This is a genomic window from Dactylosporangium sp. McL0621 (genome assembly GCF_049995355.1).
GTDB lineage: Bacteria > Actinomycetota > Actinomycetes > Mycobacteriales > Micromonosporaceae > Dactylosporangium.
Window position 1 is genome coordinate 1,317,289 of sequence record NZ_CP188259.1, and the last position, 24,832, is coordinate 1,342,120.

Genomic DNA, 24,832 nt, shown 5'->3' on the forward strand with positions numbered 1-24,832 from the left:
CTTAGTCTGGTCAGCGTGTCCACCCTGCGCGACCTGGTCGAAGAGCACACCAACCTCGAACCCGACGACATCGAGCATCTGCACCGCCTGGCCGGCGACTGGCAGATCGTCTCCGACCTCAGCTTCGCCGACCTGCTGATGTGGGTGCCGATCGAGGTCCGCGGCGAGTACATCTGCGTGGCCCAGGTGCGCCCGACGACGGCCGGCACGGCCTACCAGGACGACCAGGTGGGCCGGATCGCCGGCGGCCCCGAGGTCGCGCACCTGGCGATCGTGCGCCAGCAGGGGCGCATCTGGCGGGAGGGCGACCCGGTCTGGTACGGCGACATGCCCGCCCGGCACGAGGCGATCCCGGTCCGGCGCCGCGGCCACGACAAGGTCATCGCCGTGCTCGGCCGCGACACGAACCTGAGCACCGCGCGCACCCCGGCGCAGCTCGAGCTCAACTACCTGACCACCGCCGACGACCTGGCCCAGATGATCGCCGACGGCAGCTGGCCGCCGCCGCGGCACCCGGGCGAGACGACGAGCGCGCCGCGCATCGGCGACGGGCTGGTCCGCCTCGACGCGACCGGGAAGGTGACCTACGCCAGCCCGAACGCGCAGTCGGCGTACCGGCGGCTGGGGCTCGCCGCCCACCTGGTCGGCGAGAGCCTCGCCGAGACGACCGGCCGGCTCGTCGACGACCCCCTGGAGGGGGCCGACGCGACCGACCGCATCCAGCAGGCCCTGCAGGGGGAGGCCCCGGCGCGCAAGGAGCTCGAGGCCCGGGGCGCGACCGTGCTGATGCGGGCGCTGCCGCTGATGCCGGCCGGCGTGCCGATCGGGGCGCTCGTGCTGGTGCGCGACATCACCGAGGTACGGCGGCGCGACCGGCAGCTGATGACCAAGGACGCGACCATCCGCGAGATCCACCACCGGGTCAAGAACAACCTGCAGACCGTCGCCGCGCTGCTGCGGCTGCAGGCCCGGCGGGTGGGCGTGCCGGCGGCCCGGCACGCGCTGGAGGAGTCGGTACGCCGGGTGGCCTCCATCGCCCTGGTGCACGAGACGCTCTCGATGTCCTCGGAGGTCTCCGACGAGGCGGTGGAGTTCGACGGCATCGTCGACCGGGTCGCCGCGGCCGCGGTCGAGGTCGGCTCGACCGGGTTCAGCGTCGCCGTGCGCCGCCAGGGCGACTTCGGGGTGCTGCCGGCCGAGATCGCCACGCCGCTGGTGATGGTCCTCAACGAGCTGCTGCAGAACGCCGTCGAGCACGCCTTCGAGCCCGTCGCGCCGGAGGCGCCCGAGGTGGTCGTGTCGGTGCACCGCTTCCGCAAGCAGCTGCACGTGACCGTCGCCGACAACGGGTGCGGGCTGCCCGAGGGCTTCGACCTCGACGCCAGCGAGCGGCTGGGCCTGCAGATCGTGCGCACCCTCGCCACCGGGGAGCTGCGCGGCACGATCGAGCTGCGCGGGCGGGCGGAGGGCGGCACCGAGGCCGTGATGGTGGTACCGCTGGCCAAGCGCTGAACCAACCGAACTGTGGGACGCCGGGGGAGTCGGGGCAGGTCCAGGCGTGATCCTGCCCCTCAATTCCTATCGGCTGAGTGTTATTCCGGTTACATGCTCGTCAAATCGGGTTGAGAGAACCCTCACGTGGACGTGGCGTAAGGACCGCTCTCCGTGGAAGACTGCTGCCTATGCACGCTGCTTCTCTGCGGCTCGTCAGCCGCCGACACGTTGACTACGGTCGCGTGCGCAGCGCCATCTGTCCGGCTTGCTGAACGCCGCCCGCCGAGATTCTTCCCGGGTGCGCGACTCGCGCCGGAACTCTTATGACATTGACGTCATTCGTTCCCTGGTGATCCGGGAACGACCGGCGAGTGGTCGCGTGCTCTCAACCCTGAGAGGACGCCGACATGTCGGTGAACACTGTCCGCGGACGTGGTGCGGCCGGTGGTCGTCCCCGCGGTGAGGGGCAGTGGGCCCTGGGGCACCGCGAGCCGCTCAACCCGAACGAGCGCAGCAAGAAGGACGACAACCCGCTCAACGTACGGGCCCGCATCGAGAACGTCTACGCGCACCGGGGCTTCGACTCGATCGACCCCGCGGACCTGCGCGGACGGTTCCGGTGGTACGGGCTCTACACCCAGCGCCGCCCCGGCATCGACGGCGGGCGCACCGCCGTGCTGGAGCCGGAGGAGCTCGACGACCGCTACTTCATGCTGCGCATCCGCAGCGACGGCGGGCAGCTCTCGCTCGAGCAGCTGCGGGTCATCGCCTCGATCGCCCAGCGCTTCGGCCGCGACACCGCCGACGTCACCGACCGGCAGAACATCCAGCTGCACTGGATCGAGATCGAGAACGTCCCGACGATCTGGCGCGAGCTCGAGGCGGTCGGCCTGTCGACCACCGAGGCCTGCGGCGACACGCCCCGCGTGATCCTCGGCAGCCCCATCGCCGGGGTGGCCGAGACCGAGGTGCTCGACCCGACCGAGGCGATCACCGAGATCAACCAGCGCTACGTCGGCGACCCGGAGCTGTCGAACCTGCCCCGCAAGTTCAAGACCTCCATCTCGTGGCTGGCCGACACGCCGTACGAGGCCAACGACGTCTCGTTCGTCGGCGTCATCCACCCCGAGCACGGCCCCGGCTTCGACCTGTGGGTCGGCGGCGGGCTGTCGACCAACCCGATGCTGGCCCAGCGCCTGGGCGTCTGGGTGCCGCTGCACGAGGTGCCCGACGTGTGGCTCGGCATCGTGAAGGTCTTCCGCGACTACGGGTACCGCCGGCTGCGCAGCCGCGCCCGGCTGAAGTTCCTGGTCGCGGACTGGGGCGTGGACCAGTTCCGGCAGATCCTGGAGAACGAGTACCTCGGCCGCCGCCTCGTCGACGGCCCGGCGCCCGAGCTGCCGGAGAAGCCGGTCGACCACGTCGGCGTGCACAAGCAGTGGGACGGCAAGTACTACGTCGGCGCCGCCCCGATCGCCGGGCGCAGCTCCGGCACCCAGCTCGCCGCGGTGGCCGACCTGGCCGAGCGGCACGGCTCGGGGCGGGTGCGTCTCACGCCGTACCAGAAGATCCTGATCCTCGACGTCGAGCAGGACCACACCGAGCCGCTCGTGCGGGGCCTGGCCGCGGCCGGGCTCGAGGCCCGCCCGTCCAGCTGGCGGCGCAGCACGATGGCGTGCACCGGCATCGAGTTCTGCAAGCTCGCGATCGTGGAGACCAAGGCGCGCGCGGCGGAGCTCATCGAGTACCTCGAGAAGCGGGTCGCCGACCTCGACGCCGACATCTCGATCCACCTCAACGGCTGCCCGAACGCCTGCGCCCGCACCCAGGTCGCCGACATCGGCCTGAAGGGCATGCTCGTGCGCGACGAGCACGGCGACATGGTCGAGGGCTTCCAGGTCCACCTGGGCGGCGGGCTGGGCATGGCCGCGGGGCAGACCGCCGGCTTCGGCCGGAAGCTGCGCGGCCTGAAGACCACCGCCGCCGACCTGCCCGCGTACGTCGAGCGGGTCGCCAACCACTACCTGGCCGGGCGCGAGTCCGGCGAGTCCTTCGCGCGCTGGGTGATGCGTGCTCCCGAGGAGGAGCTGCGATGAGCGAGCGAATGGCGCCGCTGCACTGCCCGTACTGCGGCGAGGAGGACCTCCGACCACACGAGGACACGCACGGCGCATGGGAATGCCGCAGCTGCGCCCGCGTCTTCTCGCTGAAATTCCTGGGACTGGCGGCGAACGCTTTGGAGGCGAAGCGATGAGCAGCACGACCGTTGCCCGAACTGCGCAAGAGTCCATCGAGCTGGCCGGCGCCGCATCGGCGCGGCTGGAGGGCCAGACGGCCGAGAAGATCGTCGAGTGGGCCGCCGGCCAGTTCGGCGAGCGCTTCTGTGTGACCAGCTCGTTCGCCGACGCGGTGCTCGCCCACGTGGTGTCGCGGGTGGTGCCCGGCGTGCCGGTCATCTTCCTCGACACCGGCCTGCACTTCGCCGAGACGCTGCGGGTGCGCGAGATCGTCCAGCGCACCCTGCCGGTGACCGTCCGCTCGATCCGTCCCCGCCAGACCGTCGCCGAGCAGGACGCCGAGTTCGGGCCGCGGCTCTACGCCCGCGACCCCGACGAGTGCTGCTTCCTGCGCAAGGTCGAGCCGCTGGAGCGGGCCCTGGAGGACTACGACGCGTGGGCCGCCGGCCTGCGCCGCGATGAGTCGCCGAGCCGCGCCAACACGCCGATCGTGAGCTTCGAGCGGGCCCGCGGCAAGTTCAAGGTCTCCCCGCTGGCGCTGTGGACGCAGGCGGACGTGGACGCGTACATCTCCCGCCACAACGTGCCGGTGAACGCGCTCATGCGGCAGGGGTACGCCTCGGTGGGCTGCTGGCCGTGCACGCGGCGCACGCCTCCCGGCGGCGACCCGCGCAGCGGCCGCTGGGCGGCCTTCGACAAGACCGAGTGCGGGCTGCACACCTCGGGATGACGGCCGTACTCCTCGTGGCCCACGGGTCCTCGGACCCGCGGGCGGCCGCGGCCACCCGCGCCCTGACGCGGGCGGTCGCGGCGCAGCGGCCCGGCCTGGACGTGCGCTGCGCGTTCCTCGACCATGCCGGCCCGCGCCCGGGCGAGCAGCTGGCGGCGTTCGCGGCGCTGGGGCACCGGGCCGCCACCGTCGTGCCGCTGCTGCTGACCAACGCCTTCCACGGCCGTTTCGACCTGCCCGCGGTACTGCGGCGGGCCCGGGCCGAGGGGCTGGACCTCGACGTGAGCACGACCGAGGTGCTCGGCGCGGGCGCGCCCCCGCTGCTGCTCTCGGCGCTACGCCGGCTGCTGCCCCCGGTCGCGTACGACGGGGTGGTGCTCGCCGCCGCCGGCACCCGCGACGACCTGGCCCGCCACACCGTCGACGTGGCGGCGGCGGCCCTGGGGGCGTCGCTGGGCGTGCCGTGCACCGCCGCCTACGCCTCGGCCTCCCCGGTCACCGGCGCCGCGGCCGTGGCCGCCCTGCGGGCCCGCGGGTGCGAGCGGATCGCGGTGTCGTCGTACTTCCTGGCCCCCGGCAAGCTGCACGACCTCGTGGCCGGCTCGGCGCTGGCGGCCGGCGCGCTGGCGCCGGTCGCGGCGCCGCTGTGCGCGAATCTCGACGTCGCCCGCCTGGTCGTGGCCCGGATCGGGGCGTTCGGACTCACCCGGGCGGCCTGATCCACCGGCACGTGGCGCGTGACGGTTACCGTTGACGGATGATGACATGTCCCAAGTGCCGCGGCGAGATGCGCCAGTTCGAACGCAGCGGCGTGACCGTCGACCAGTGCCTGGAGTGCCGCGGGATCTTCCTGGACCGCGGTGAGCTCGAGCGGCTGGTCGACGCCGAGCAGGCCTGGCAGGGCCGCCAGCAGCAACCTCCGCACCAGCAGCCGGCATACGGATATCAGCAACCGTACCCTCAGGCCCATGGCGGCTACGGGCATTACGGCCATCACAAGAAGCACCGGCGCCATCACCGTGAAAGCTTCTTCGGGGAGCTTTTCGACTAGATGCAACAACGCCCCGGCCGAAAACGGCCGGGGCGATTGTCGTCTAGGTTCGTGTGTATGAAAGGCTCAGGCAGAGTGAGCGCGGACCCGGAGGCCGCCGCGACGCTTCATCAGGCGACGCTCGTCTTCGCTCATTCCGCCCCAGACACCGGCGTCCTGACCCGAGTCGAGGGCCCACTGGAGGCACTCGGAGGTCACGGAGCAGCGCTGGCAGACCGCCTTCGCCTGCTCAACCTGCAGCACGGCGGGGCCGGAAGTCCCAATCGGGAAGAACAGCTCCGGGTCCTCGTCGCGGCAGAGGGCATGGTGGCGCCAGTCCGACATGGCGGCAACACTCCTTGTTTTTTCGCGGATCGTTGTTGGTGATTCCCGTTATGCATCTCATGCGACGTCTCGGCTAGGCGGAGCCTGAAGATCCGTTACATGTTTGCGGGCAACGCTCAGTGGTCGTTTCGCTTGTGAATGCTTTCACGAACTACCGCGATGTCAAGGGGTCCAAACCAAAAAAATCCAAGTCGGTGAGCAAGCTCACGCACTGTTTGTCCGATTTTGTGGCGACTGGTGACCCTGCATCGCAACAGTCAGTGACCAATGTAGTACGGTTCGGTCAACGACTGGAGGGCTTTTGGAGATGCGGCCGCGGTGTCTCTCTCGCGACTCTCTGCAACTTTCTCCCCCTTCGGTGGTCGACCGCCGGGGTGACTCAACACACTACGCGTAACGCCCCGGGCACGGACGCGAAATCCAACTTGTCGACCTCGCCGAGGTACTCCCCGTCGACCTGATAGGCGATGGGTTTGGCGGACGTCAGCGTGAACCCCGGCAGATCATGCAGTCGCAGGACCTGCTTTCCCTTCGGCACCCGGCGGCTGGACAGCAGTTGTGTCAAGGTGCGCGCGGTGCCGGCGATCTGGAGCTCCCGAAGGCCGAGCACATCCAGGCCCGTGTCGAACGAGGCGCGCGGATTCGGGTTGACGATCCGTTCGCCGATGTACGTCCACGGTGCCGTGTTCTGTACCAACATCCACGTTAGCCCGCTCGTGGCCGGTTCGCCCGGTAACTGCATGGTGAGCAGCGGCACGCGCCGATTGGTGGCGGCGTACTGGGCCATGAAGGCACGGAAGTACAGCAGCGGCGTGGAGGTCGAGCCCTTGTGCCGGGCCTGGTCGACGCGGCGGACGACCTCGGCGTCGATGCCCAGCCCGGCGCAGAAGGTGAAGTAGCGGTCGTCGGCCCGGCCGAGGCCGATCAGCCGCTCGCGCCGGTCCCGCAGCGCCTCGAGGATCGCGCCCGTGCCCTCGGCCCAGTCGCTGGGCAGCCCGAGCGCCCGGGCGAACACGTTCGTCGAGCCGCCGGGGACGACCGCGAGCGCCGGCCGCTCCTGCGCGCGGTGCGCGGCGGGCCCGGCGTCGAAGGTCATCAGGCCGTTGACGGCCTCGTTGACGGTACCGTCGCCGCCCAATGTCACGACGAGATCCAGTCCGTCGCGGGCCGCGTCGCGGGCCAGGTCGGCGGCGTGGCCCCGGCGGCGCGTGTAGGCGACGTCGAGGTCGACCTGGCTGCGCAGGGCCCGCACGAGGATGTCCCGCCCGCGTTCGGTGGTGGTCGTCGCGTTGGGGTTGACCACCAGAAGCGCGCGCATGGGGCGCACTGTACCCCGTCCCCAGCACGATAAGGTTGGGCCTGTGAGGATGTCGTGAGCAGGAGGGACGTGCCGGTGAGCGGGGCGCAGACAGTTCCCGATCGGACGCCGCCGACCCTGCGGTGGGCCGTCCGCCTGCTCCTCGTGGAGGGCGCCGGGCTCGCCGCGGTGACGCTCTGGTTCGTGTACCTCGACCTGACGTCCGAAGCCGCCTCGGTGCCGGGTGCCGTCTCGGTGACCGTCTACCTGGCCCTCATGACCGTGTGCTTCCTGGGCGTCGGCTTCGCGCTGCACCGCCGGCGGCGCTGGGCCCGCGGACCCGGGATCGTGGTCTCGATGCTGCAGATGCCGATCGGGCTGACGATGCTGCAGACCGGGCAGCCGTACATCGGAGGCCCCCTCTTCGTCCTCGGGCTGACCGGCGCCGTGCTGCTGTTCGCGCCCGCGACGCGCATCGCGCTCGGTGTTCGCTAGATCGGCCGCTGTACCGCCGGCTGTCGTTCCCCGTGTGCGCCCGTTCGCCCCGCGTACAGAAAAATTCGTGTCGCACTGATAGTCCGTCATCTCACGGTGACCGATCCTTTAACGGTTTCGGTGCTTTACGCTCGGTTGTCGTGACGGTCGCTCCCGCCTACCAGGTCCTCGCCGAGCGTCTCCGCGACGACATCATCTCCGGCCAGCTGCGCCCCGGTGAGCGCCTGCCCACCGAGCCGCAGCTGTGCGAGCAGTCCGGCCTGAGCCGCTCGACGGTGCGCGAGGCCCTGCGCCTGCTGAGCAGCCAGCACCTGATCGTCACGATGCGCGGGGTCAACGGCGGCAGCTTCGTCGCCGAGCCCGACGCGCACGCCCTGGGCGAGACCCTCGCCGACGGCGTCGGACTGCTACTGGCCAGCGGCGCGGTGACCGGCGACGACTTCCTGGAGGTACGCCGGATGCTCGAGGTGCCGGCCGCGGGTCTGGCCGCCGCCCGGCGCGAGCCTTGCCACCTGGCCGACCTCGAGGACGCGATGTTCGACCCGGACCGCGACGACCTGGGCCGGCTGATCGAGGCGCACGCGGCGTTCCACCTGGCGGTCGCGGCGGCCACCGGCAACTCGCTGCTCGGGCTCGTGGTGCGCCCGCTCTACAGCCTGGCCAACCGCGAGGCGGTCGAGCGGGTCTCGCCGCCGCCGTTCTGGCGTGCGGTCGACCGCGACCACCGGGACCTGCTGGCCGCGATCCGGGCCCAGGACGTGGCCCGGGCGATGGAGCTGGCCCGCGCGCACATCGACAACATCAGGCCGGCCGAGGTGGTCGTCGTCGCCTGAGCCCGGGGCCGCTCAGGTGTGCGAGGGGCGGCGCTTGGTCAGCCGGATGCCGGCCTGGTGCGCGTCCACACTCGCGGAGACCTCGTCGGCGAGGGCGCTGAGCACCTGCCACGCGAACGACTCGTTGCCCGGCAGCTTCTCGTCCGGCGAACCCAGGGGCACGGTCGTGTACACGGTCAGGGCGTCGTTCGTGACGGTGAACCGGCAGGACAGCTCCACGGTGTCGCCCAGCTGAGGGGTGGCGGCGGCGACGGCGAGCAGCATCGCGCACGCCTCGTCGACCGCGATGCGCAGGTCTTCGATCTCGTCCAGGGTGAACTGCAGGCGCGCGGCCAGGCCGGCGGTCGCCGTGCGCAGCACGCCGAGGTAGGCGGGCGACGCCGGCACGGCCAGCAGCACCACGTCGTCGCCGTCGGCGCCGGACCTCTTCGAAACGACCTGAGTCAACGAAATCGAACCCCCTTGCCCGCGACTCTACGACGTCGGCGCACCTGATGACGCGGCGAGTGCTGCCAGCGGCGCGCCGCTGAGGCGGTACGGCACCCATTCGCTCTTCGGTTCGGCGCCGAGGTGGTCGTAGAACTCGCGCGCCGGGTTCCAGTCCAGGACGCCCCACTCCAGGCGGCGGTACCCGTGCGCCACGCACACCGCGGCGAGCGTGGCGAGCAGGGCCTTGCCGGTGCCGGTGCCCCGCGCGTCCGGGCGCACGTAGAGGTCCTCGAGGTAGATGCCGTGCACGCCCTCCCAGGTGGAGTACGTGAGGAACCACAGGGCCAGGCCCACGGGCCGCCCGCCGGCCTCGGCGACGTGGCAGAACACCGCGGGGGAGGGGCCGAAGAGCGCCGCGTGCAGCTGGGCCTCCGTGAGGTGGCACTGGTCGCGGGCGCGCTCGAAGTCGGCGAGCTCGTAGACCATCTCCACGAGCGCGGGGACGTCGTGCGGCTCGGCAGGGCGGATCATGTACAACTCCCGGGTCAAAAAACGACCCCCATCCCGCGGCTGCGGGATGGGGGGTTCTTCAGCTCTGTTACGCCTGCTTGGTCTCCCAGAAGATCTTCGCGATCTCATCGATCTTCGCGAGGAGCTGCTCGGCGACGGCCGGGTCGGCCGAACCCTTGGCGCCCGAGGCCCCGGCGAGCTTGGTGGCCTCGTTGAAAAGGCTGTGCAGCTGCGGGTACTTCTCGAAGTGCGGCGGCTTGAAGTAGTCGGTCCACAACACCCAGAGGTGGTGCTTGACGAGCTCGCTGCGCTGCTCCTTGATCAGGAGGGCGCGGGTGCGGAACTCCGGATTGTCGTTCGCCTGGTATTTCTCACTGATTGCCTTGACGGACTCGGCCTCGATTCGGGCCTGCGCCGGGTCGTAGACCCCGCACGGCAGGTCGCAGTGGGCGCTCACCACGGTGCGCGGGGTGAAAAGCCGCGACAGTCGCATCGAACCCTCCAGGGTGATTTGCGATGATCCTCAGTGCTGACCCTACTCCTATCCAAGTTCGGGGATTTCATGCGCCTGCCGTGGTTTGCGGCACTCGTGTCGGGCCCGTCCATGGTGCCGACGCTGCGTTCCGGAGACCGGATTCTGGTGCGGCGCACGGCATCTGCGCGCCCGGGCGACGTGGTGGTCGCCGAGTTCCGCGGCCGGCCCGGGCTGCTCGTGGTCAAGCGCGTGGAACGGGCCGACGCCGACGGGTGGTGGGTGGTCGGTGACAATCCCTTCGGCAGCGATGATTCCGCGCGGTACGGCCGCGCCGACATCGTCGGCCGTGTGACATTTCGCTGGTGGCCACAACCGGTGCGCCTCCGCCGCGTCCCACGCTAAGGTGAGGCGGATACGGGCGACCCCCGGCCGCAGTCGCACATTCTTTCGCGCTTTCACCCGCGCCGCGCGTCCTTCCTGTATCGCAAGCCGTGGCAAAGGAGCCCCCGTGCTTACATCCGTGTCCGATTCCGTTTCCGATCCCGTCTTCGCGCTGCACACCGGCGGAAAGCTCGCGGTGCAGTCGACGGTCCCGCTGTCCACTCGCGAGGACCTTTCCCTGGCGTACACGCCCGGCGTGGCCCGCGTCTGCGAAGCGATCGCCGCGGACGAGTCGCTCGTCCACCAGCTCACCTGGGTCGGCAAGGCCGTCGCCGTCGTGACCGACGGCTCCGCGGTGCTCGGCCTGGGCAACATCGGCCCGCGCGCGGCGATGCCGGTGATGGAGGGCAAGGCCGTGCTGTTCAAGCAGTTCGGCGACGTGGACGCGGTGCCGATCTGCCTCGACACCCAGGACCCGGACGAGATCGTGCGGATCGTGACCGCGCTGGCGCCGTCCTTCGGGGGGATCAACCTCGAGGACATCTCGGCGCCGCGCTGCTTCGACATCGAGCGGCGCCTCGAGGAGTCGCTGCCCATCCCGGTCTTCCACGACGACCAGCACGGCACCGCGATCGTGGTGCTGGCCGCCCTGCGCAACGCCTGCAAGGTGCTCGGGCGCGGCCTCGGCGACCTGCGCATCGTGGTCAGCGGCGCGGGCGCGGCCGGCATCGCGGTGACCCGCATGCTGATCAACGGCGGCGCGGACGCGGGCGAGGTCATCGTCCTGGACTCGCGCGGCTGCCTGCACCCCGGGCGCACCGACCTCAACCCGGCCAAGGCCGCGCTCGCCGCGCAGACCAACGCCGGCGGCGTGACCGGCGACATCGCCTCCGCGCTGCGCGGCGCCGACGTGCTCATCGGCGTCTCCGGCGGCACGATCGGCGAGGCGGCGCTCGCGGGCATGGCGCCGGACGGTGCGATCTTCGCGCTGGCCAACCCGACGCCCGAGGTGCACCCGGAGATCGCGGCGCGGTACGCCAGCGTCGTGGCCACCGGCCGCAGCGACTTCCCGAACCAGATCAACAACGTGCTGGCCTTCCCCGGCATCTTCCGCGGCGCACTGGAGTCCGGCGCGACCCGCATCACCGACGGCATGAAGGTCGCCGCGGCCGAGGCGATCGCCGCCGTGCTCGGCGCCGGCGAGCTCGCGCCCGACGCGATCGTGCCGAGCGCCCTCGACCCGCGGGTGGCCCCGGCCGTGGCGGCCGCGGTCGCCGAGGCCGCCGTCCGCGACGGCGTCATCCGTTAACGAGGGTTAAGGTCACGGACATGCGTGCCGCATTCGCAACCGCGTTCAACGATGCCGACCCGCTCTCCGTGCTCGAGATCGGCGACGCCCCGGAGCCGGCGCCCAAGGACGGCTGGGCCGTGGTGGAGGTGCGCGCAAGTGCGCTCAACCACCACGACCTGTGGTCCCTGCGCGGCGTCGGCCTCCGCGAGGAGCAGCTGCCGATGACCCTCGGCTGCGACGCCGCGGGCATCGGCCCGGACGGGTCGGACGTCGTGGTGTACCCGGTGGTGTACACCGACAAGGGCGACTTCACGATCCTGTCCGAGTACTACCCGGGGACGGTGGCCGAGCGGGTCACCGTCCCGGCGTACAACCTGGTCCCCAAGCCCGCGGAGCTCACCTTCGCCGAGGCCGCGTGCCTGCCGACGGCCTGGCTCACGGCGTACCGCATGCTCACCACCAAGGGCCGGCTCGAACCCGACGGCGCGGTCCTCGTACAGGGCGCCGGCGGCGGCGTGGCCACGGCCGCGGTGCTGATCGGCACGGCCCTCGGCGCCCGGGTGTACGCCACCAGCCGCGACGCCGCCAAGCGCGAGCGCATCGCGGCCCTGGGCGCGACGGCGGTGGAGCCGGGCGCCCGCCTGCCCGAGCGCGTCGACGTCGTGGTGGAGACGGTGGGCGAGGCCACGTTCGAACACTCGATGAAGTGCGCGAAGCTGGGCGGCCGGATCGTGGTGTCGGGGGCGACGAGCGGTCACCTGCCGCGCGTGAACCTGCGGCGCATGTTCGCGCTCCAGCTGGAGATCCTCGGGACCAGCATGGGGACGCCGGAGGAGCTGGCGGGGCTCATGGAGCTGCTCGCGCGCACCGGCATACGCCCGGTGATCGACTCGGTGGTGCCGTTCTCGGAGGCGCGGAAGGCGTTCGAGCTGCTGCACTCCGGGGATGTGTTCGGCAAGGTTGTGCTGGATCACACGAGTTGAGGGCTTCGGCGGCCGCGACGCTGGTTGCGGCCGCCGGCTTTCGATATGTCGGGCGCTTCGCGCCGCGACATATCGGATTTTTCGCCTGACGGGGTTTATGTCGGCTTACCTGGACTTTGGGGCTGCCCAACGACGCTCGGCCGATGGTGGCGGGAGCTTGCGCTCCCGCAACGTGTAAGCGTGGTCCCTGCTCGTTGTTGCGTACGGTTATTCCTCTTGGCCGTGGTTTGCCGGCGGGTTCGTGCGGGTCGTCATTCGGTGGTCCCGGATTTGTGCGCTATATGAAGTGGGGCGGCGAGGTTCGGGGGTGGGTTGGGATAATTGTGGGGTGGTGGGGCAGATATCGTTGTTCAGTCGGGCGCAAGTGGCTGCTATGCGGGATCGGACTCGGGCGCGGAATTGGTCGCCTTCTCGGGATGCGTTTCGGCGGGAGCATGCGGAGCGTCGCTACTGGGGGCTTCGGCGGCGGTATGCGGAGAAGCTTCGGCGGGAATATGGGAGCGAGGCGGCTGGGTATGCGAGCTTCGCTCGGCGGGCGGCGGAGGCGAAGGCGAACTATGAGCGGCGGGCGGCAGCTGCCCTTGCGCCCGTTCCCGTGGCTGAAGAGATCGGCCGCCCTGGCCCCATGGTTGAGCAGGTCGAATGCCCTGCCCGGTCGGTAGAGCAGCCCGAATGTCCCGTCCCGCCGGATGCTGCCGTCGTTGGCGATCTTCCTCCGCGACACCGTACTAATGGCGTCGAGTGGCCCGGGCCCACGCGTTCGCACCGCTTTGCGTTGATATCACTTTCGCGTCGGCCCGTCGGTGCGCCAATGTTCGGAACAAACGACCGTGGTGCATTCCGCCGAAAGCCGCCTTCTCGCGGGCCTCCGCATTGTGCGTGAAAAGGCACTACAGGTGCGAGTCCAGCTCCGCCGTGGGGGTGAATGATGAGCGCGCGGCCTGGTCGCCGTACAGTTCCAGGCGCAGGAATTGCAGCGTGCTCTTTGTGACCGTCTGGTATGCGGACGCCGAGGGGCTCAGGTATGGGTCGTTGTGGTTGCCGCCCGGGATGGTCAGCATGGCCTTGGCCCACGGGACGAGGTCGTAGGTTGCCTTGCCGCTTTCGTACGTCACCAGCGGGTCCGCGTCGCCGTGGATGAAGAACAGGGCCGCCGGGGTGCCCTGGAAGGCCGTTCCTACGCCCAGGCCGCTGCCGGCCAGGATGACGCCGGCTCGCAGGCGGGTGTCCCGGGACGCGGTGAACAGGCCCACCGTCGTGATCGCGCCCGCGGAGTGGCCCGCGGCGGCCAGGCGGTCGGGGTCGATGCGCTTGCTCAGTTGGCCGGACAGGACCTGGCTCAGCACGTAGGTGGCGTCGGCGGGCTGGTTGAGCACGTCGTACACGTCGAAGTTGGCCGCGCCCCTGGAGGTGTTCGGGTAGGCGGGGGCGATCACCACGAAGCCGGCGGCCGCCCAGCTCTTCAGCAGCGGGGCGAATGACTCCGGGGTGCCGTTGAGACCATGGCTGAACAGGACCGCGGGGTAGCGGCCGGGGCGGTCCGGCGACCAGATGACGGTTCGCAGACTTCGGCCCTGGCGGGCGTACGTCACCTGCTGCGACGACACCGACAGGCCCGACGGGGGCAACGTCAGGGGCGGCGGCAGCTGTACCGCGGCCAGCTCGGGCCGGACCGTGGCCGCGGCCGAGGGCGGGGCGCTGACGGAGCGAGCGGGCGCCGGGGCGGTCGTGCAACCACCGAGCAGGACGGCCACGCCGAGAGCGGCGACAAGCGCACGCGAGCGCAGGGCGGCGGCGAGAGGCCGCGTGCGCAGGGCGGCGGCGAGAGGCCGCGTGCGCAGGGCAGCGGCGAACGGCCGCGTGCGCAGGGCGGCGGCGAGAGGCCGCGAGCGCAGGGCGGCGGCGAGAGGCCGCGAGCGCAGGGCAGCGGCGAACGGCCGCGTGCGCGCAGCGGCGGTGAAGGGCCGCGTGCGCGCGGCGCCGGGGAGGGCCTGATTCATGAAGCGAGCCCAGGGCACAGGCCAGCGGACCCGGACGTCGATGAGCGCTCGCAGCCGATGCGCTCCCGGCGCGGCGCCGGCCGGCCGCGTCGTAGCGTGCCTGTTCGCCGCCGGAGCCCCCGGCGCAGACTGCGAGGGGGCGCGGGAGCGAAGCGAGCCAGAGATGCAGCACCCAGCATGGCCCCAACGGTACGAGCGGCTCTGTCGAACGACCGCTTTCCCGCGGGGCGAATTCCGGCTACCTTCCGCGGCATGACTGTCGTGTTCCGCGCGCTGACCGCCGTGTGCGCGGTGGCCGGGATCGTTGCGCTGCTGGTGTGGAACCACGGGGACTTCGGCGCGTTCGTCTACTTCACCGTGCAGAGCGCCGTGATCATCGCCGCGGTGTCCGCGGTGGCGGTGTTCCGGGCCGTGCCCGCGTGGGTCCGGGGCGCGGCCACGCTCTACAGCTGCATCACCGGGATCGTGTACCACACGCTGCTGGCCAACCCGTCGAGCCCGTTCTACCAGGAGGACTCCGGGGCGCACACGCTGCACAACCTGCTGCTGCACTCGGCCGTGCCGATCCTGGCCGCGGTCACGTGGCTCGTCCTGGAGCGGGAGCGGGTGCGCTGGTGGTACGCGGCGGTGTGGCTGGGCTACCCGCTGGCCTACCTCGTGTTCGCCCTGGTGCGCGGGGCGTTCGTGCACGAGTACCCGTACCCGTTCATCGACGTCAACAAGCTCGGCGGGGTCGGCGTCACCGAGACGTCGCTCGGCTTCACGGTCGCGTTCTTCCTGCTCGGCCTGGCGCTCATCGGGCTCGGCGTGCTGCTGCGCCGGCTGCTCACCCGCGGCGGGTCAGACGAGCACCCCCGGGTTGAGGATCCCGCGCGGGTCTAGCGTGCGCTTGGCCGCGCGCAGCGCGTCGTGGAAGAGCGGGGAGCGCTCGCCCTCGTACCACGGGCGGTGGTCGCGGCCGACGGCGTGGTGGTGCGTGATGGTGCCGCCGTTGCTCGTGATCGCGTCGCTGACCGCGGCCTTGATCTCATCCCAGATCGCGACCTCGGCGCCGCGGCGGCCCGGGGTGATGATCGTGAAGTACGGGGCCGGCCCGTCCGGGTACACATGCGTGAACCGGCACGTCACGACCGCGACGCGGGCCGGGGCCGCCCGCTGGGCCGCGGCCAGGACGTCCGCGTGCAGCGCCTCGAAGTGGCTCCAGGTGCAGGCGGTCTCGACGGTCTCCACGACGAGCCCGAGGCGCACCAGCGCGTCGCGGGTGTAGGGCGCCTTCAGGAAGGCGTCCCGGAACGAGCCGGAAGAGCGTTCGGCCTCGGTACCGCCATGATGCCGGCAGATCTCGAGCGCGTCCGGCAGCAGGACCGCGTCGGGGCCCTCGAAGCCCAGCATGAGCCGCGCCTGGCCGTCGGTCGCGCCCGCGTTGAGCATGGCCTCGACCGGGTCCAGCAGCCGGCAGTTCGCGGGGCGCAGCCCGGCCTGCACGATCTCCTTGACGGCCGCGACGCCGTGCGAGTACACCGGAAAACCGACCGCCGCGGAGGACTTCCGGGTCGGTCGTCGCTGCACCCGCAGCCACGCCTCCACGATGACGCCCAGCGCGCCCTCGGAGCCGAGGAAGAGCCCGTTCGGGTCGGGCCCGGCGCCGGTGGCGGGCAGGCGGGGCGACTCGACCGGGCCCTGCGGGGTGACCACGCGCAGCGCCTCGACGAAGTCGTCGATGCGGGTCGGGCCGGTCGCGAAGTGCCCGCCGGAGCGGGTCGCGAGCCAGCCGCCGACCGTCGAGAACTCGAAGCTCTGCGGGAAGTGCCGCAGCGTCAGGTCGTGCGGGCGCAGCGCCTCCTCCAGCGCCGGGCCGAAGACGCCGGCCTGCACCCGCACCGCCCGGTTGACCTCGTCGATCTCCGCGATCCGGTTGAGCCGGCTCAGGTCGAGCGACACCCACGGGCGCTCGCCGCGGTACTCCACCCCGCCGACGACGGACGAGCCGCCCCCGTAGGGCACGATCGCCGCGCCGGCCGCCTCGGCCCAGTCGAGCGCGGCGACGATGTCGTGCACCGTGCGCGGCAGGCACACGAGGTCGGGCGGGTTGGGCAGCTCGCCGTGCAGGGCGCGCACGACGTCGCGGAAGGCCTTGCCGTAGGCGTGCGCGGCCCGGCTCATCGAGTCGGCGAGGAACGCCTCCGCCATGATCGACGGCGGGATCAGCCGGGGCGGCGGCAGCAGCGGGTCGAACGGCAGCGGGATGACCGAGCCGTCGATCGGCAGCCACGGCCGCAGCGCGCGCTCCGCGAGCCGGCGGCAGGCGGCATCGTCGAGGGCCTCGTCGGCATGGCCCCAGCCCCACCAGGAACGCTCGCGGTACCCCACCCGGGGGAGAGTGCCACAATCCGACACTGCATGGCCACTGTCGGCAAGTCACACGTCGGTATTCTGTCGGCCATGCCCGATGAGCGTATTGACCCAAGTCAGAACACTCAGGCGTTTCAGGCGTGGGTGGACAACAGCAGCAGTCAGCCGGTCGAAGAACCCGCCAGGTCGAGGACCTTACTCTGGGTCGGCGTCGGCGTGGCCGTCGTCGCCGTGGCCGCGCTCGTGCTGTTCGTCGCACTCGGCTGAGCGCTCGAGTCCGTGTCGATCCCCGACGACTCGAAGTGCGTGTAGCCCGGTAGCGTCGCGTCGCTCGTCAGGCGCATCCGGGCCACGTCGTCGCCGTTGAGCGCGAAGTCGAGGAAGTCCAGCAGCGTGGCCAGCACCTGCACGTGACCGCGCTCCGGGTCGTTGGTGCCGGCGCCGTGCTCGCCGCCCTCGATGGTCAGGAAGGCCTTGGGCCACGGGTCCTTGCCGTACGACTCCCGGCCCTGGCTGTAGGCGACGACCGGGTCCTTGTCCCCGTGGACGAACAGCATCGGCACCGGGGCGCCCTTGTAGGCCGTGGTCGGCCGGCCGGCGAAGATCACGCCGACCTTGAGGCGCGGGTCGCGCTTGCCGGTGAAGAGCCAGTCCGTGGTGGTACCGCCGCCGGAGTGCCCGATCGCGCCGATCCGGTCCGCGTCGATGTTGTCGGCGAGCGGGCTGCCGGCCTTCATCAGCTGCGTGATCACGAACGAGGCGTCGAGGGCCTGGTTGGGCACGTCGGTCTTGTCGAACTTCGTCCCGTCCTTCTTGGTGAACGGGTATGCCGGGGCGGCGACGATGTACCCGGACTCGGCCAGGAACTTCGTCATGCCCTCCTGCATCTGCGGGTTGCTGTAGAAGCCGTGGCTCCACAGGATCAGCGGGAACTCGCCGGGCAGGGGCGTCGCGTCGACCTGCACGCGGCCGCGGGTCTGGCGGGCGGAGCCGCGCACCGGGTACCACACGGTCGTCGGCAGCGGCCGGTCCTTGCCGCGGGCGAAGGTCAGGTGCCGCACGCCGACCGCGTGCGGGGTGTTGGCGCTGGTGTCGACCGTGGCGGCACCGACCGGCGTGGTGAACGGGGTCCCGCTGTCGTCACTACCGGACGCGGCAAAGGCGCCGCCCAGGATCAGGAGGGCGGCGGTCAGCAGCGTGACGGTTGCGGTTCGGGTGCGACGCGGAGGCACGGGAGAAATGTAAGGGTCGCTCGTGCTAAATCCATATCGCCCGACTGGGGACATTCGAATGTCTTGCCGGACTACACCAGGATGTCACTGGATGACCCATTTGGACGACAACGCTATGCTGCAACGCGATCGACCGGGAGAAATGCGTAAAAGGTCCGAATTGCCCGGCGGTTACGCGTCGTCCTCGTCGTCCAGCCGGGCCAGGTAGACGGCCAGCCGCTCGATCGGCGTCTCGAACTCCGGGTTGAGGTCGACGAAGTCGCGCAGCCGCTCGGCGAGCCACTCGATCGTGACCTCCTCCTCGCCGCGGCGCTGGGCCAGCTCCTCGATGCCGCGATCGGTGAAGTACACGGGAACCTCCAGACAAAGACGCAGGGGCACGGCGTCGCCGCCGTGCCCCTGGAAACGTACCGAACGCGCCTTACTGCTTCGGCAGCGCCGCCTCGATCAGCGCCTGCTGCTCGGCGTCGTGCAGCTTCGTCGAGCCCACCGCCGGCGCGGCCGCGGCCGGCCGGGAGATGCGGCGCAGGCCGACGCCCTGCAGCTGCTCGAGCAGGTTGAGCGCGATGAACGACCAGGCGCCCTGGTTCGCCGGCTCCTCCTGGACCCAGGCGAAGTCCTCGGCGTTGGGGTACTGCCCCAGCGCCGCCTTGAGCTCCTCGATCGGCATCGGGTAGAGCTGCTCGACGCGGATGATCGCGGTGTCGGTGATGCCGCGCTCGGCGCGCGCCTGGAGCAGGTCGTAGAAGACCTTGCCCGAGCAGAGCAGGACCCGCTTCACCGCGGCCGGGTCGAGTGCGGTGCCCTTCACGCCCGGGTCGGCCAGCACCGTCTGGAACGTGCCGGTGGTGAAGTCCTCGACGCCCGACACGCACAGCCGGTGCCGCAGCAGCGACTTGGGCGTGAAGACCACGAGCGGCTTCTTCTTCGGCGACAGCGCCTGGCGGCGCAGCAGGTGGAAGTGGTTCGCCGGGGTCGTCGGCACCGCCACGCGCATGTTGTCCTCGGCGCACAGCTGCAGGTACCGCTCCAGGCGCCCGGACGTGTGGTCCGGGCCCTGTCCCTCGTGCGAGTGCGGCAGCAGCAGCGTGAGCGAGGCCAGCTGGCCCCACTTCACCTCGCCGGAGGAGATGAACTCGTCCACGATCGACTGGGCGCCGTTGACGAAGTCGCCGAACTGCGCCTCCCACATGACCAGCGCGTCGGGGTTCTCGACCGAGTAGCCGTACTCGAAGCCCATCGCCGCGAACTCCGACAGCAGCGAGTCGTAGATGAAGAGCTTCGCGTTGTCCTTGATCAGCGCCGACACGGGCATGTAGTCGGCGCCGGTCTCGGCGTCGACGATCCCGGCGTGGCGCTGCACGAACGTGCCGCGCCGCGAGTCCTGGCCGGAGAGGCGCACCGTGACGCCGTCGTGCACGAGCGAGCCGAACGCGATGATCTCGCTGAAGCCCCAGTCGATGTCGCCCTCGGCGGCCATCTTCGCGCGGCGGTCGAGCAGCTGCTGGACGCGCTTGTGCGGGGTGAAGCCGTCGGGGAGCTTGACGTGGGCCTCGCCGATCGCCCGCAGCACCGACTCGTCGATCCTGGTCTCGACCACCGGCTCCGCCTCGGGCGCGCGCAGCCGGGTGAGCCGGGCGGCCGGGGTGGAGGAGGCGTCGCGGGTCGCCTTGAACACCGTCTCGAGCTGCTCGTGGTAGTCCTTGAGCAGGGCCTCGGCCTCGGTGATCGGGATGTCGCCGCGACCGATGAGCTCCTCGGTGTAGATCTTTCGCACCGAGCGCTTCTGGTCGATGATCGCGTACATCAGCGGGTTGGTCATCGACGGGTCGTCGCCCTCGTTGTGCCCGCGGCGGCGGTAGCAGACGAGGTCGATCACGACGTCCTTGTTGAACGCCTGGCGGTACTCGAACGCCAGCCGCGCCACCCGCACGACGGCCTCGGGGTCGTCGCCGTTGACGTGGAAGATCGGCGCCTGGATCATCCGGGCGACGTCGGTCGAGTACAGCGACGAGCGGGAGTACTCCGGCGCGGTGGTGAAGCCGACCTGGTTGTTGACCACGACGTGGACCGTGCCGCCGGTGCGGTACCCGCGCAGCTGCGACAGGTTCAGCGTCTCGGCGACCACGCCCTGGCCCGCGAACGCCGCGTCGCCGTGGATGAGCAGCGGCAGCACGGTGTAGCCCTCGAGCTTGAGGTCGATCTTGTCCTGCTTGGCCCGCACGATGCCCTCGAGCACCGGGTTCACGGCCTCCAGGTGCGAGGGGTTCGCCACGACCGAGACGGTGGTCGCGTTCTCGCCGTCCGGGTGCGTGTACTTGCCGGTCATGCCCAGGTGGTACTTCACGTCGCCCGAGCCGTGCGCCGACTTGAGGTCCAGGTGGCCCTCGAACTCGGAGAAGATCTTCTCGTACGGCTTGCCGACGATGTTGGCCAGCACGTTGAGCCGGCCGCGGTGGGCCATGCCGATGACGACCTCGTCGAGGCGGCCCTCGGCCGAGTTCTGCAGGATCTCGTCGAGCAGCGGGATCAGCGACTCGCCGCCCTCCAGCGAGAATCGGCGCTGGCCGACGTACTTGGTCTGCAGGAAGGTCTCGAAGGCCTCGGCGGCGTTGAGCCGGTTGAGGATGTGCTTCTGCTCCTGCGTGGTGGGCTTCTCGTAGGGCTTCTCGACCCGCTCGGCGATCCAGCGCCGCTCCTCGGGGTCCATGATGTGCATGTACTCCACGCCGACCCGGCGGCAGTAGGAGTCGCGCAGCACGCCCAGGACGGCCCGCAGCTTCATCTTCTGCTTGCCGGAGAACCCGCCGACCGGGAAGACGCGGTCGAGGTCCCACAGGGTCAGGCCGTGCTCGAGCACGTCGAGGTCCGGGTGGCGGCGGATGCGGAACTCGAGCGGGTCGGTGTCGGCCATCAGGTGGCCGCGCACGCGGTAGGCGTGGATGAGCTCCACGACCCGGGCCGCCTTGTCGATCTGGCCCTCGGACGTGCGGGCCACGTCGCGCACCCAGCGCACCGGCTCGTACGGGATGCGCAGCGCGGTGAAGATCTGGTCGTAGAACCCGTGCTCGCCCAGCAGCAGCTCGTGCATGACCTTCAGGAACTCGCCGGACTGGGCGCCCTGAATGATCCGGTGGTCGTACGTGCTGGTGAGCGTGATGATCTTGCTGATGCCGAGCTCGGCGAGGGTCTCGTCGGACATGCCGGCGTAGGGGGCCGGGTACTCCATCGCGCCGACGCCGACGATCGTGCCCTGCCCGGTCATCAGCCGCGGCATCGAGTGCACGGTGCCGATGCCGCCCGGGTTGGTCAGCGAGACCGTGGTGCCGTTGTAGTCGTCCATCGTCAGCTCGTTGCGCCGGGCCCGGCGCACGATGTCCTCGTACGCGGACCAGAACTGGCGGAAGTCCATGTCCTCGGTGCCCTTGATGCTCGGCACCACCAGCGCGCGCGACCCGTCCGGCTTGGCCAGGTCGATCGCGATGCCGAGGTTGACGTGCTCGGGCTGGACCAGGTTGGGCTTGCCCTCGACCTCGGCGAAGCTGTTGTTCATCTCCGGGTGCGCGGCCAGGGCGCGGACCAGCGCGTAGCCGATCAGGTGCGTGAACGACACCTTCCCGCCGCGGCCGCGGGCGAGGTGGTTGTTGATCACGATCCGGTTGTCGGACAGCAGCTTGGCCGGCACGGCGCGCACGCTCGTGGCGGTCGGCACCTCCAGCGAGGCGTCCATGTTCTGCACGATCCGGGCGGCCACGCCGCGCAGCGGGACGTGCTTGGCGCCGCCGGCCGGGGCGGGGGCGTCCTTGGTCGGAGCGGGCTTGGTCGCCGGGACCGCCTTCTTCTCGACCTTCTCGACCTTCTCGACCGGCTTGGCCGGCGCGGCGGGCCTGGCCGCCTTCGGCTCGGCCGGCTTCGCGGCGGCCGGCTCGGCGGGCTTGGCGGCGGCCTCGGCCGGGGCGGCGTCCGGGGCCGGCTTGTAGTCGGCGAAGAAGTCGTGCCACGCCGAGTCGACGCTGGCGGGGTCCGCGAGGTACCGCTGATACATGTCCTCGACGATCCACTCGTTCGGGCCAAATCCCGCCAGCGGATTCTCCTGCGAGTTGGTCGCTTGGGTCGACACGGCTCTTGATCGCCTCTTCCAAACGCGAGTTGCTAGGGGTTACGGATGTCCGGGTATTCAGGCTACGCGCTGCCTAACGCTCGTTCGTCGCCGACGCCGCCGGAGTGACCATGTAGACGAGCGGTCTGACGTCTCACCCTTACAACTGTGGCCGCCCGCGGGCGGCCACAGTTGTCCAAGATCTTGCAGTTATATCTTGCGTAACTCTTGAGGTGCTGCTGCGACCGTCCGGTTACGCGATGTCGCGGCGGCGGGTGATCAAGGTGCCGATGGTGCCGAGGACCAGTGCCCAGCCGACGAGCACCGCGACGCCGACCCAGCGGGCGGGCAGGTGTGTGTCGCCCATCTGGTTCTGCAGCGTGCCGACCACATGCTCGGAGGCGAGTGGCGGGATGTACACAGCGGCCTGCAGCACCCAGTCGTCCTTGATCAGGTACGTGCGGATCAGCGCCAGGACGGCCAGGGCCGCGTAGGTGCCGATCGTGTAGACGACCGCCGCGGTGATCGTCGCGCCGATCTGGCTGCGGATGAGCACGCCGATGCCGATGCCGAAGACCGCCCACAGCACGTACACCAGCAGGTTGAGCAGGATCGCCTGCTGCGCGTCCCAGTGCCCGAGGCTGTTGCTCACGCCCTCGCTGGAGAAGAAGATCGTGCCGACCACGAGGTTGATCACGGTGGCGATCAGCCAGAAGGCCAGCGCCATCATGCCGCCGGTGATCAGCTTGGCCGCGATGACCTTGGTGCGCTTCGGCGTCGCCAGGAACGTCGCCGTCGCGGTCTGGTGGTAGAACTCGTTCGTGATCAGCAGGATGGCCAGCAGCATCACCATCATCAGGCCGAAGAACTGGCCCGAGGTGTAGACGTTGGCGGCGATGCGGGCCAGGCCGGCGCCGGTGTGGGCGGCCGCCACGTGGTCCTTCTCGGCCTGCTGCTGGGCCAGGAAGTCGGCCTGTTCCTGGCTCGACATCCCGGGCGGCGGCGCCTGGTTGAGGTAGTCCGGCGTCTGCAGGTCGGAGTCCGCCTGCGCGGTGTTGATGAGCAGGGCGAGCCCGACGAACGCCACCGAGCACAGCAGGAAGATCCACCACATGTGCGTGGTGCGCAGCTTGATCAGCTCGCTGCGGATGAGCCGGATCATCGGATGGCCGCCCTTCCCTGGGTCAGTTCGAGGAACACGTGCTCCAGGTCGGGGCGCTCGGCGACGAGCTCGTGCAGCTCGACCCCGGCCTGCAGCGCGAGCTTGCCCACGGCCGGGGCGTCGAGGCCGGTGATCAGGTGGGCGCCGTTGCCGTTGGGGTTGACGGCGCCGCCGGCCCCGCGCACCGCGGTGACCAGCTCCTGGATGTTGGGTGTGCGGACCCGCACGGTGACCTGGGTCGAGCCCTGGCCGATGATCTGGTCCACGGGGCCCTGGGTGACGAGCTTGCCCGCCGCGATGATGACCACGTCGTCGGCGAGGACCTCCATCTCCGACAGCAGGTGGCTGGAGACGAGCACCGTGCGCCCCTGCTGGGCCAATCCCTGCAGCAGCCCGCGCATCCAGCGGATGCCCTCCGGGTCGAGGCCGTTGGCCGGCTCGTCGAGGACCAGCACCTGCGGGTTGCCCAGCAGCGCCTGGGCGATGCCGAGGCGCTGCTTCATGCCCAGCGAGTACCCCCGGAACTTGCGCTTGGCCGCCGTGGTGAGCCCGACCAGCTCGAGCACCTCGTCGACGCGGCTGTTGGGGAAGCCGCCGGCCGCGGCCACGCACCGCAGGTGGTTGCGCGCCGTGCGGCCCTTGTGCGCCGCGGAGGCCTCCAGGATCGCTCCGACCAGCTGCAGCGGCTCGGCGACGTCGGCGTAGCGGTGCCCGCCGATGGTGGCGGTGCCCGCGGTCGGCGTGACGAGGTTGAGCATCATGCGCAGCGTTGTGGTCTTGCCGGCGCCGTTCGGCCCGAGGAACCCCGTGACGCGGCCCGGCTCGACCACGAACGACAAATTGTCGACGGCTCTGACGTTGCGGTACTGCTTCGTCAGGCCGGAGACGACGATCTGCCCGTTGGACAAGGCGCCGCTCCCTCCATGAGAACAAGTGAAGGCGTCAATATGGCACGTCAGGACAAGTAGCCGCGATCTAGCCCCGGTCCGACACCCTGATGACGTGTTTGAGCCCCGACCAGGTTTCGTCGATCGCGCACACCTTAACGTCCACTCGGCCGTTGGCCAGGGCGTATTCGCGGACCACGTTCTCGTCGAGGTCGGTCGCCAGGCCCGAGGCGCGCTTCGGCCACGCCACCCAGAGCGCCCCGGCCGGCGGGGTGAGCCGGTGCAGCACCCGCCACCGGCGCCGCAACCTGGCGAAGTCCGGACAGAACAGGACGATCACGTCGTACAGGCCGGGGGTGTTGCGCCGGTGCAGCACGACGTCCGGGGGCAGCTCCTCGAGCTCGAACCCGTCCGGAGCGCCGTCGAGCAGAACGCGATGTCCCGCATGGACACCGAGCTTCTTGGGTAACGGTGTGCCTGAATATCCCGCCATGGCTGACCACGGTAACCACAGTTCACCCGCGCGCCATCAGGGAAACCTGTGAGCGTCAGCCATCCGCAGGGGTCGAC

The 24,832-nt window shown here is 70.6% G+C and carries 24 protein-coding genes and 1 pseudogene; 12 read left to right on the forward strand and 13 right to left on the reverse strand.

Annotation, left to right across the window (positions count from 1 at the left end; genetic code table 11):
- Nucleotides 1-15: 15 nt before the first annotated feature.
- The 6 genes from ACPPVO_RS06035 to ACPPVO_RS06060 all read left to right on the forward strand — a co-directional run bounded on the left by ACPPVO_RS06035 (nt 16) and on the right by ACPPVO_RS06060 (nt 5,512).
- On the forward strand, nt 16-1,512 hold the full coding sequence (locus ACPPVO_RS06035; RefSeq protein WP_426510268.1) for a sensor histidine kinase: 1,497 nt from the start codon (nt 16-18) through the stop codon (nt 1,510-1,512).
- A 389-nt stretch (nt 1,513-1,901) separates the two neighbouring features.
- Nucleotides 1,902-3,590, forward strand: coding sequence for a nitrite/sulfite reductase (locus ACPPVO_RS06040; protein WP_426510269.1), 1,689 nt, complete (start codon nt 1,902-1,904; stop codon nt 3,588-3,590).
- Entirely contained in the window at nt 3,587-3,748 is a 162-nt protein-coding gene (locus tag ACPPVO_RS06045) for a hypothetical protein (RefSeq protein ID WP_426510270.1), read from the forward strand. The genes ACPPVO_RS06040 and ACPPVO_RS06045 overlap by 4 nt, the downstream gene beginning before the upstream one ends.
- On the forward strand, nt 3,745-4,461 hold the full coding sequence (locus ACPPVO_RS06050) for a phosphoadenylyl-sulfate reductase (protein ID WP_426510271.1): 717 nt from the start codon (nt 3,745-3,747) through the stop codon (nt 4,459-4,461). Before ACPPVO_RS06045 ends, ACPPVO_RS06050 begins: the two co-directional genes overlap by 4 nt.
- Nucleotides 4,458-5,180, forward strand: coding sequence for a sirohydrochlorin chelatase (locus ACPPVO_RS06055; RefSeq protein WP_426510272.1), 723 nt, complete (start codon nt 4,458-4,460; stop codon nt 5,178-5,180). Before ACPPVO_RS06050 ends, ACPPVO_RS06055 begins: the two co-directional genes overlap by 4 nt.
- A 68-nt stretch (nt 5,181-5,248) precedes the next feature.
- Nucleotides 5,249-5,512, forward strand: coding sequence for a zf-TFIIB domain-containing protein (locus tag ACPPVO_RS06060; protein ID WP_426510273.1), 264 nt, complete (start codon nt 5,249-5,251; stop codon nt 5,510-5,512).
- A 66-nt stretch (nt 5,513-5,578) separates the two neighbouring features.
- On the opposite strand, the gene ACPPVO_RS06065 is transcribed toward ACPPVO_RS06060, so the two are convergent.
- Complete coding sequence (locus tag ACPPVO_RS06065; RefSeq protein ID WP_360381238.1) at nt 5,579-5,836, reverse strand: WhiB family transcriptional regulator; 258 nt, start codon at nt 5,834-5,836, stop codon at nt 5,579-5,581.
- A 379-nt stretch (nt 5,837-6,215) separates the two neighbouring features.
- Entirely contained in the window at nt 6,216-7,154 is a 939-nt protein-coding gene (locus tag ACPPVO_RS06070) for a diacylglycerol/lipid kinase family protein (RefSeq protein ID WP_426510274.1), read from the reverse strand.
- Nucleotides 7,155-7,208: 54 nt separating this feature from the next.
- On the opposite strand from ACPPVO_RS06070, the gene ACPPVO_RS06075 reads away from it, so the two are divergent.
- Together ACPPVO_RS06075 and ACPPVO_RS06080 are read left to right on the forward strand one after the other, a co-directional pair.
- Nucleotides 7,209-7,628 carry a hypothetical protein gene (locus ACPPVO_RS06075; RefSeq protein ID WP_426510275.1) on the forward strand — a complete coding sequence of 140 codons (420 nt, stop codon included), beginning with the start codon at nt 7,209-7,211 and terminating at the stop codon, nt 7,626-7,628.
- Nucleotides 7,629-7,768: 140 nt separating this feature from the next.
- Nucleotides 7,769-8,461 carry a FadR/GntR family transcriptional regulator gene (locus tag ACPPVO_RS06080; protein ID WP_426510276.1) on the forward strand — a complete coding sequence of 231 codons (693 nt, stop codon included), beginning with the start codon at nt 7,769-7,771 and terminating at the stop codon, nt 8,459-8,461.
- 12 nt (nt 8,462-8,473) lie between these two features.
- On the opposite strand, the gene ACPPVO_RS06085 is transcribed toward ACPPVO_RS06080, so the two are convergent.
- The 3 genes from ACPPVO_RS06085 to sodN all read right to left on the reverse strand — a co-directional run bounded on the left by ACPPVO_RS06085 (nt 8,474) and on the right by sodN (nt 9,893).
- Nucleotides 8,474-8,908, reverse strand: a complete 435-nt coding sequence (locus tag ACPPVO_RS06085; RefSeq protein WP_426510277.1) for an ATP-binding protein — start codon at nt 8,906-8,908, stop codon at nt 8,474-8,476.
- 27 nt (nt 8,909-8,935) lie between these two features.
- Entirely contained in the window at nt 8,936-9,421 is a 486-nt protein-coding gene (locus tag ACPPVO_RS06090) for an N-acetyltransferase family protein (RefSeq protein WP_426510278.1), read from the reverse strand.
- A 67-nt stretch (nt 9,422-9,488) separates the two neighbouring features.
- Nucleotides 9,489-9,893, reverse strand: coding sequence for a superoxide dismutase, Ni (sodN, locus tag ACPPVO_RS06095; RefSeq protein ID WP_426510279.1), 405 nt, complete (start codon nt 9,891-9,893; stop codon nt 9,489-9,491).
- Nucleotides 9,894-9,962: 69 nt separating this feature from the next.
- Here sodN and ACPPVO_RS06100 point away from each other — a divergent pair, with 69 nt between their 5' ends.
- The 3 genes from ACPPVO_RS06100 to ACPPVO_RS06110 all read left to right on the forward strand — a co-directional run bounded on the left by ACPPVO_RS06100 (nt 9,963) and on the right by ACPPVO_RS06110 (nt 12,530).
- Nucleotides 9,963-10,277 (forward strand): S26 family signal peptidase, encoded by a 315-nt coding sequence (locus tag ACPPVO_RS06100; RefSeq protein WP_426510280.1) that lies wholly within the window; start codon nt 9,963-9,965, stop codon nt 10,275-10,277.
- 118 nt (nt 10,278-10,395) lie between these two features.
- Entirely contained in the window at nt 10,396-11,565 is a 1,170-nt protein-coding gene (locus ACPPVO_RS06105; protein WP_426510281.1) for an NAD(P)-dependent malic enzyme, read from the forward strand.
- Between the two features lie 20 nt (nt 11,566-11,585).
- On the forward strand, nt 11,586-12,530 hold the full coding sequence (locus ACPPVO_RS06110; RefSeq protein WP_426510282.1) for a zinc-binding dehydrogenase: 945 nt from the start codon (nt 11,586-11,588) through the stop codon (nt 12,528-12,530).
- Nucleotides 12,531-13,420: 890 nt separating this feature from the next.
- On the opposite strand, the gene ACPPVO_RS06115 is transcribed toward ACPPVO_RS06110, so the two are convergent.
- Nucleotides 13,421-14,530 (reverse strand): chlorophyllase/cutinase-like alpha/beta fold protein, encoded by a 1,110-nt coding sequence (locus ACPPVO_RS06115; RefSeq protein WP_426510283.1) that lies wholly within the window; start codon nt 14,528-14,530, stop codon nt 13,421-13,423.
- A 252-nt stretch (nt 14,531-14,782) separates the two neighbouring features.
- Here ACPPVO_RS06115 and ACPPVO_RS06120 point away from each other — a divergent pair, with 252 nt between their 5' ends.
- Entirely contained in the window at nt 14,783-15,412 is a 630-nt protein-coding gene (locus ACPPVO_RS06120; RefSeq protein WP_426510284.1) for a Pr6Pr family membrane protein, read from the forward strand.
- Here ACPPVO_RS06120 and ACPPVO_RS06125 read toward each other — a convergent pair.
- The 7 genes and pseudogenes from ACPPVO_RS06125 to ACPPVO_RS06155 all read right to left on the reverse strand — a co-directional run.
- Nucleotides 15,374-16,900: pseudogene (locus ACPPVO_RS06125) on the reverse strand (FAD-binding oxidoreductase); the annotation flags it as partial. The gene ACPPVO_RS06120 and the pseudogene ACPPVO_RS06125 overlap by 39 nt on opposite strands.
- Before the next feature lie 143 nt (nt 16,901-17,043).
- A complete protein-coding gene (locus ACPPVO_RS06130; protein WP_426510285.1) occupies nt 17,044-18,114 on the reverse strand; it encodes an alpha/beta hydrolase family protein in 1,071 nt (356 codons plus the stop codon).
- A gap of 171 nt (nt 18,115-18,285) precedes the next feature.
- Entirely contained in the window at nt 18,286-18,465 is a 180-nt protein-coding gene (locus ACPPVO_RS06135; RefSeq protein WP_360381203.1) for a DUF6104 family protein, read from the reverse strand.
- Between the two features lie 70 nt (nt 18,466-18,535).
- On the reverse strand, nt 18,536-22,234 hold the full coding sequence (locus tag ACPPVO_RS06140) for a multifunctional oxoglutarate decarboxylase/oxoglutarate dehydrogenase thiamine pyrophosphate-binding subunit/dihydrolipoyllysine-residue succinyltransferase subunit (protein ID WP_426510286.1): 3,699 nt from the start codon (nt 22,232-22,234) through the stop codon (nt 18,536-18,538).
- A gap of 232 nt (nt 22,235-22,466) precedes the next feature.
- On the reverse strand, nt 22,467-23,375 hold the full coding sequence (locus ACPPVO_RS06145) for an ABC transporter permease (protein ID WP_426510287.1): 909 nt from the start codon (nt 23,373-23,375) through the stop codon (nt 22,467-22,469).
- Nucleotides 23,372-24,283: an ABC transporter ATP-binding protein gene (locus ACPPVO_RS06150; protein ID WP_426510288.1), complete on the reverse strand. Its 912-nt coding sequence runs from the start codon at nt 24,281-24,283 to the stop codon at nt 23,372-23,374. Before ACPPVO_RS06150 ends, ACPPVO_RS06145 begins: the two co-directional genes overlap by 4 nt.
- 67 nt (nt 24,284-24,350) lie before the next feature.
- A complete protein-coding gene (locus ACPPVO_RS06155; RefSeq protein ID WP_426510289.1) occupies nt 24,351-24,755 on the reverse strand; it encodes a DUF3052 domain-containing protein in 405 nt (134 codons plus the stop codon).
- Nucleotides 24,756-24,832: the final 77 nt, after the last annotated feature.

What these genes read in the sequence shown, in the direction of transcription:
- ACPPVO_RS06040 (WP_426510269.1), top strand. Translation starts at nt 1,902, where the DNA reads ATGTCGGTGAACACTGTCCGCGGACGTGGTGCGGCCGGTGGTCGTCCC.
- ACPPVO_RS06045 (WP_426510270.1), top strand. Translation starts at nt 3,587, where the DNA reads ATGAGCGAGCGAATGGCGCCGCTGCACTGCCCGTACTGCGGCGAGGAG.
- ACPPVO_RS06050 (WP_426510271.1), top strand. Translation starts at nt 3,745, where the DNA reads ATGAGCAGCACGACCGTTGCCCGAACTGCGCAAGAGTCCATCGAGCTG.
- ACPPVO_RS06055 (WP_426510272.1), top strand. Translation starts at nt 4,458, where the DNA reads ATGACGGCCGTACTCCTCGTGGCCCACGGGTCCTCGGACCCGCGGGCG.
- ACPPVO_RS06060 (WP_426510273.1), top strand. Translation starts at nt 5,249, where the DNA reads ATGCGCCAGTTCGAACGCAGCGGCGTGACCGTCGACCAGTGCCTGGAG.
- ACPPVO_RS06065 (WP_360381238.1), bottom strand. Translation starts at nt 5,836, where the DNA reads ATGTCGGACTGGCGCCACCATGCCCTCTGCCGCGACGAGGACCCGGAG.
- ACPPVO_RS06070 (WP_426510274.1), bottom strand. Translation starts at nt 7,154, where the DNA reads ATGCGCGCGCTTCTGGTGGTCAACCCCAACGCGACGACCACCACCGAA.
- ACPPVO_RS06090 (WP_426510278.1), bottom strand. Translation starts at nt 9,421, where the DNA reads ATGATCCGCCCTGCCGAGCCGCACGACGTCCCCGCGCTCGTGGAGATG.
- sodN (WP_426510279.1), bottom strand. Translation starts at nt 9,893, where the DNA reads ATGCGACTGTCGCGGCTTTTCACCCCGCGCACCGTGGTGAGCGCCCAC.
- ACPPVO_RS06100 (WP_426510280.1), top strand. Translation starts at nt 9,963, where the DNA reads ATGCGCCTGCCGTGGTTTGCGGCACTCGTGTCGGGCCCGTCCATGGTG.
- ACPPVO_RS06110 (WP_426510282.1), top strand. Translation starts at nt 11,586, where the DNA reads ATGCGTGCCGCATTCGCAACCGCGTTCAACGATGCCGACCCGCTCTCC.
- ACPPVO_RS06115 (WP_426510283.1), bottom strand. Translation starts at nt 14,530, where the DNA reads ATGAATCAGGCCCTCCCCGGCGCCGCGCGCACGCGGCCCTTCACCGCC.
- ACPPVO_RS06120 (WP_426510284.1), top strand. Translation starts at nt 14,783, where the DNA reads ATGACTGTCGTGTTCCGCGCGCTGACCGCCGTGTGCGCGGTGGCCGGG.
- ACPPVO_RS06145 (WP_426510287.1), bottom strand. Translation starts at nt 23,375, where the DNA reads ATGATCCGGCTCATCCGCAGCGAGCTGATCAAGCTGCGCACCACGCAC.
- ACPPVO_RS06155 (WP_426510289.1), bottom strand. Translation starts at nt 24,755, where the DNA reads ATGGCGGGATATTCAGGCACACCGTTACCCAAGAAGCTCGGTGTCCAT.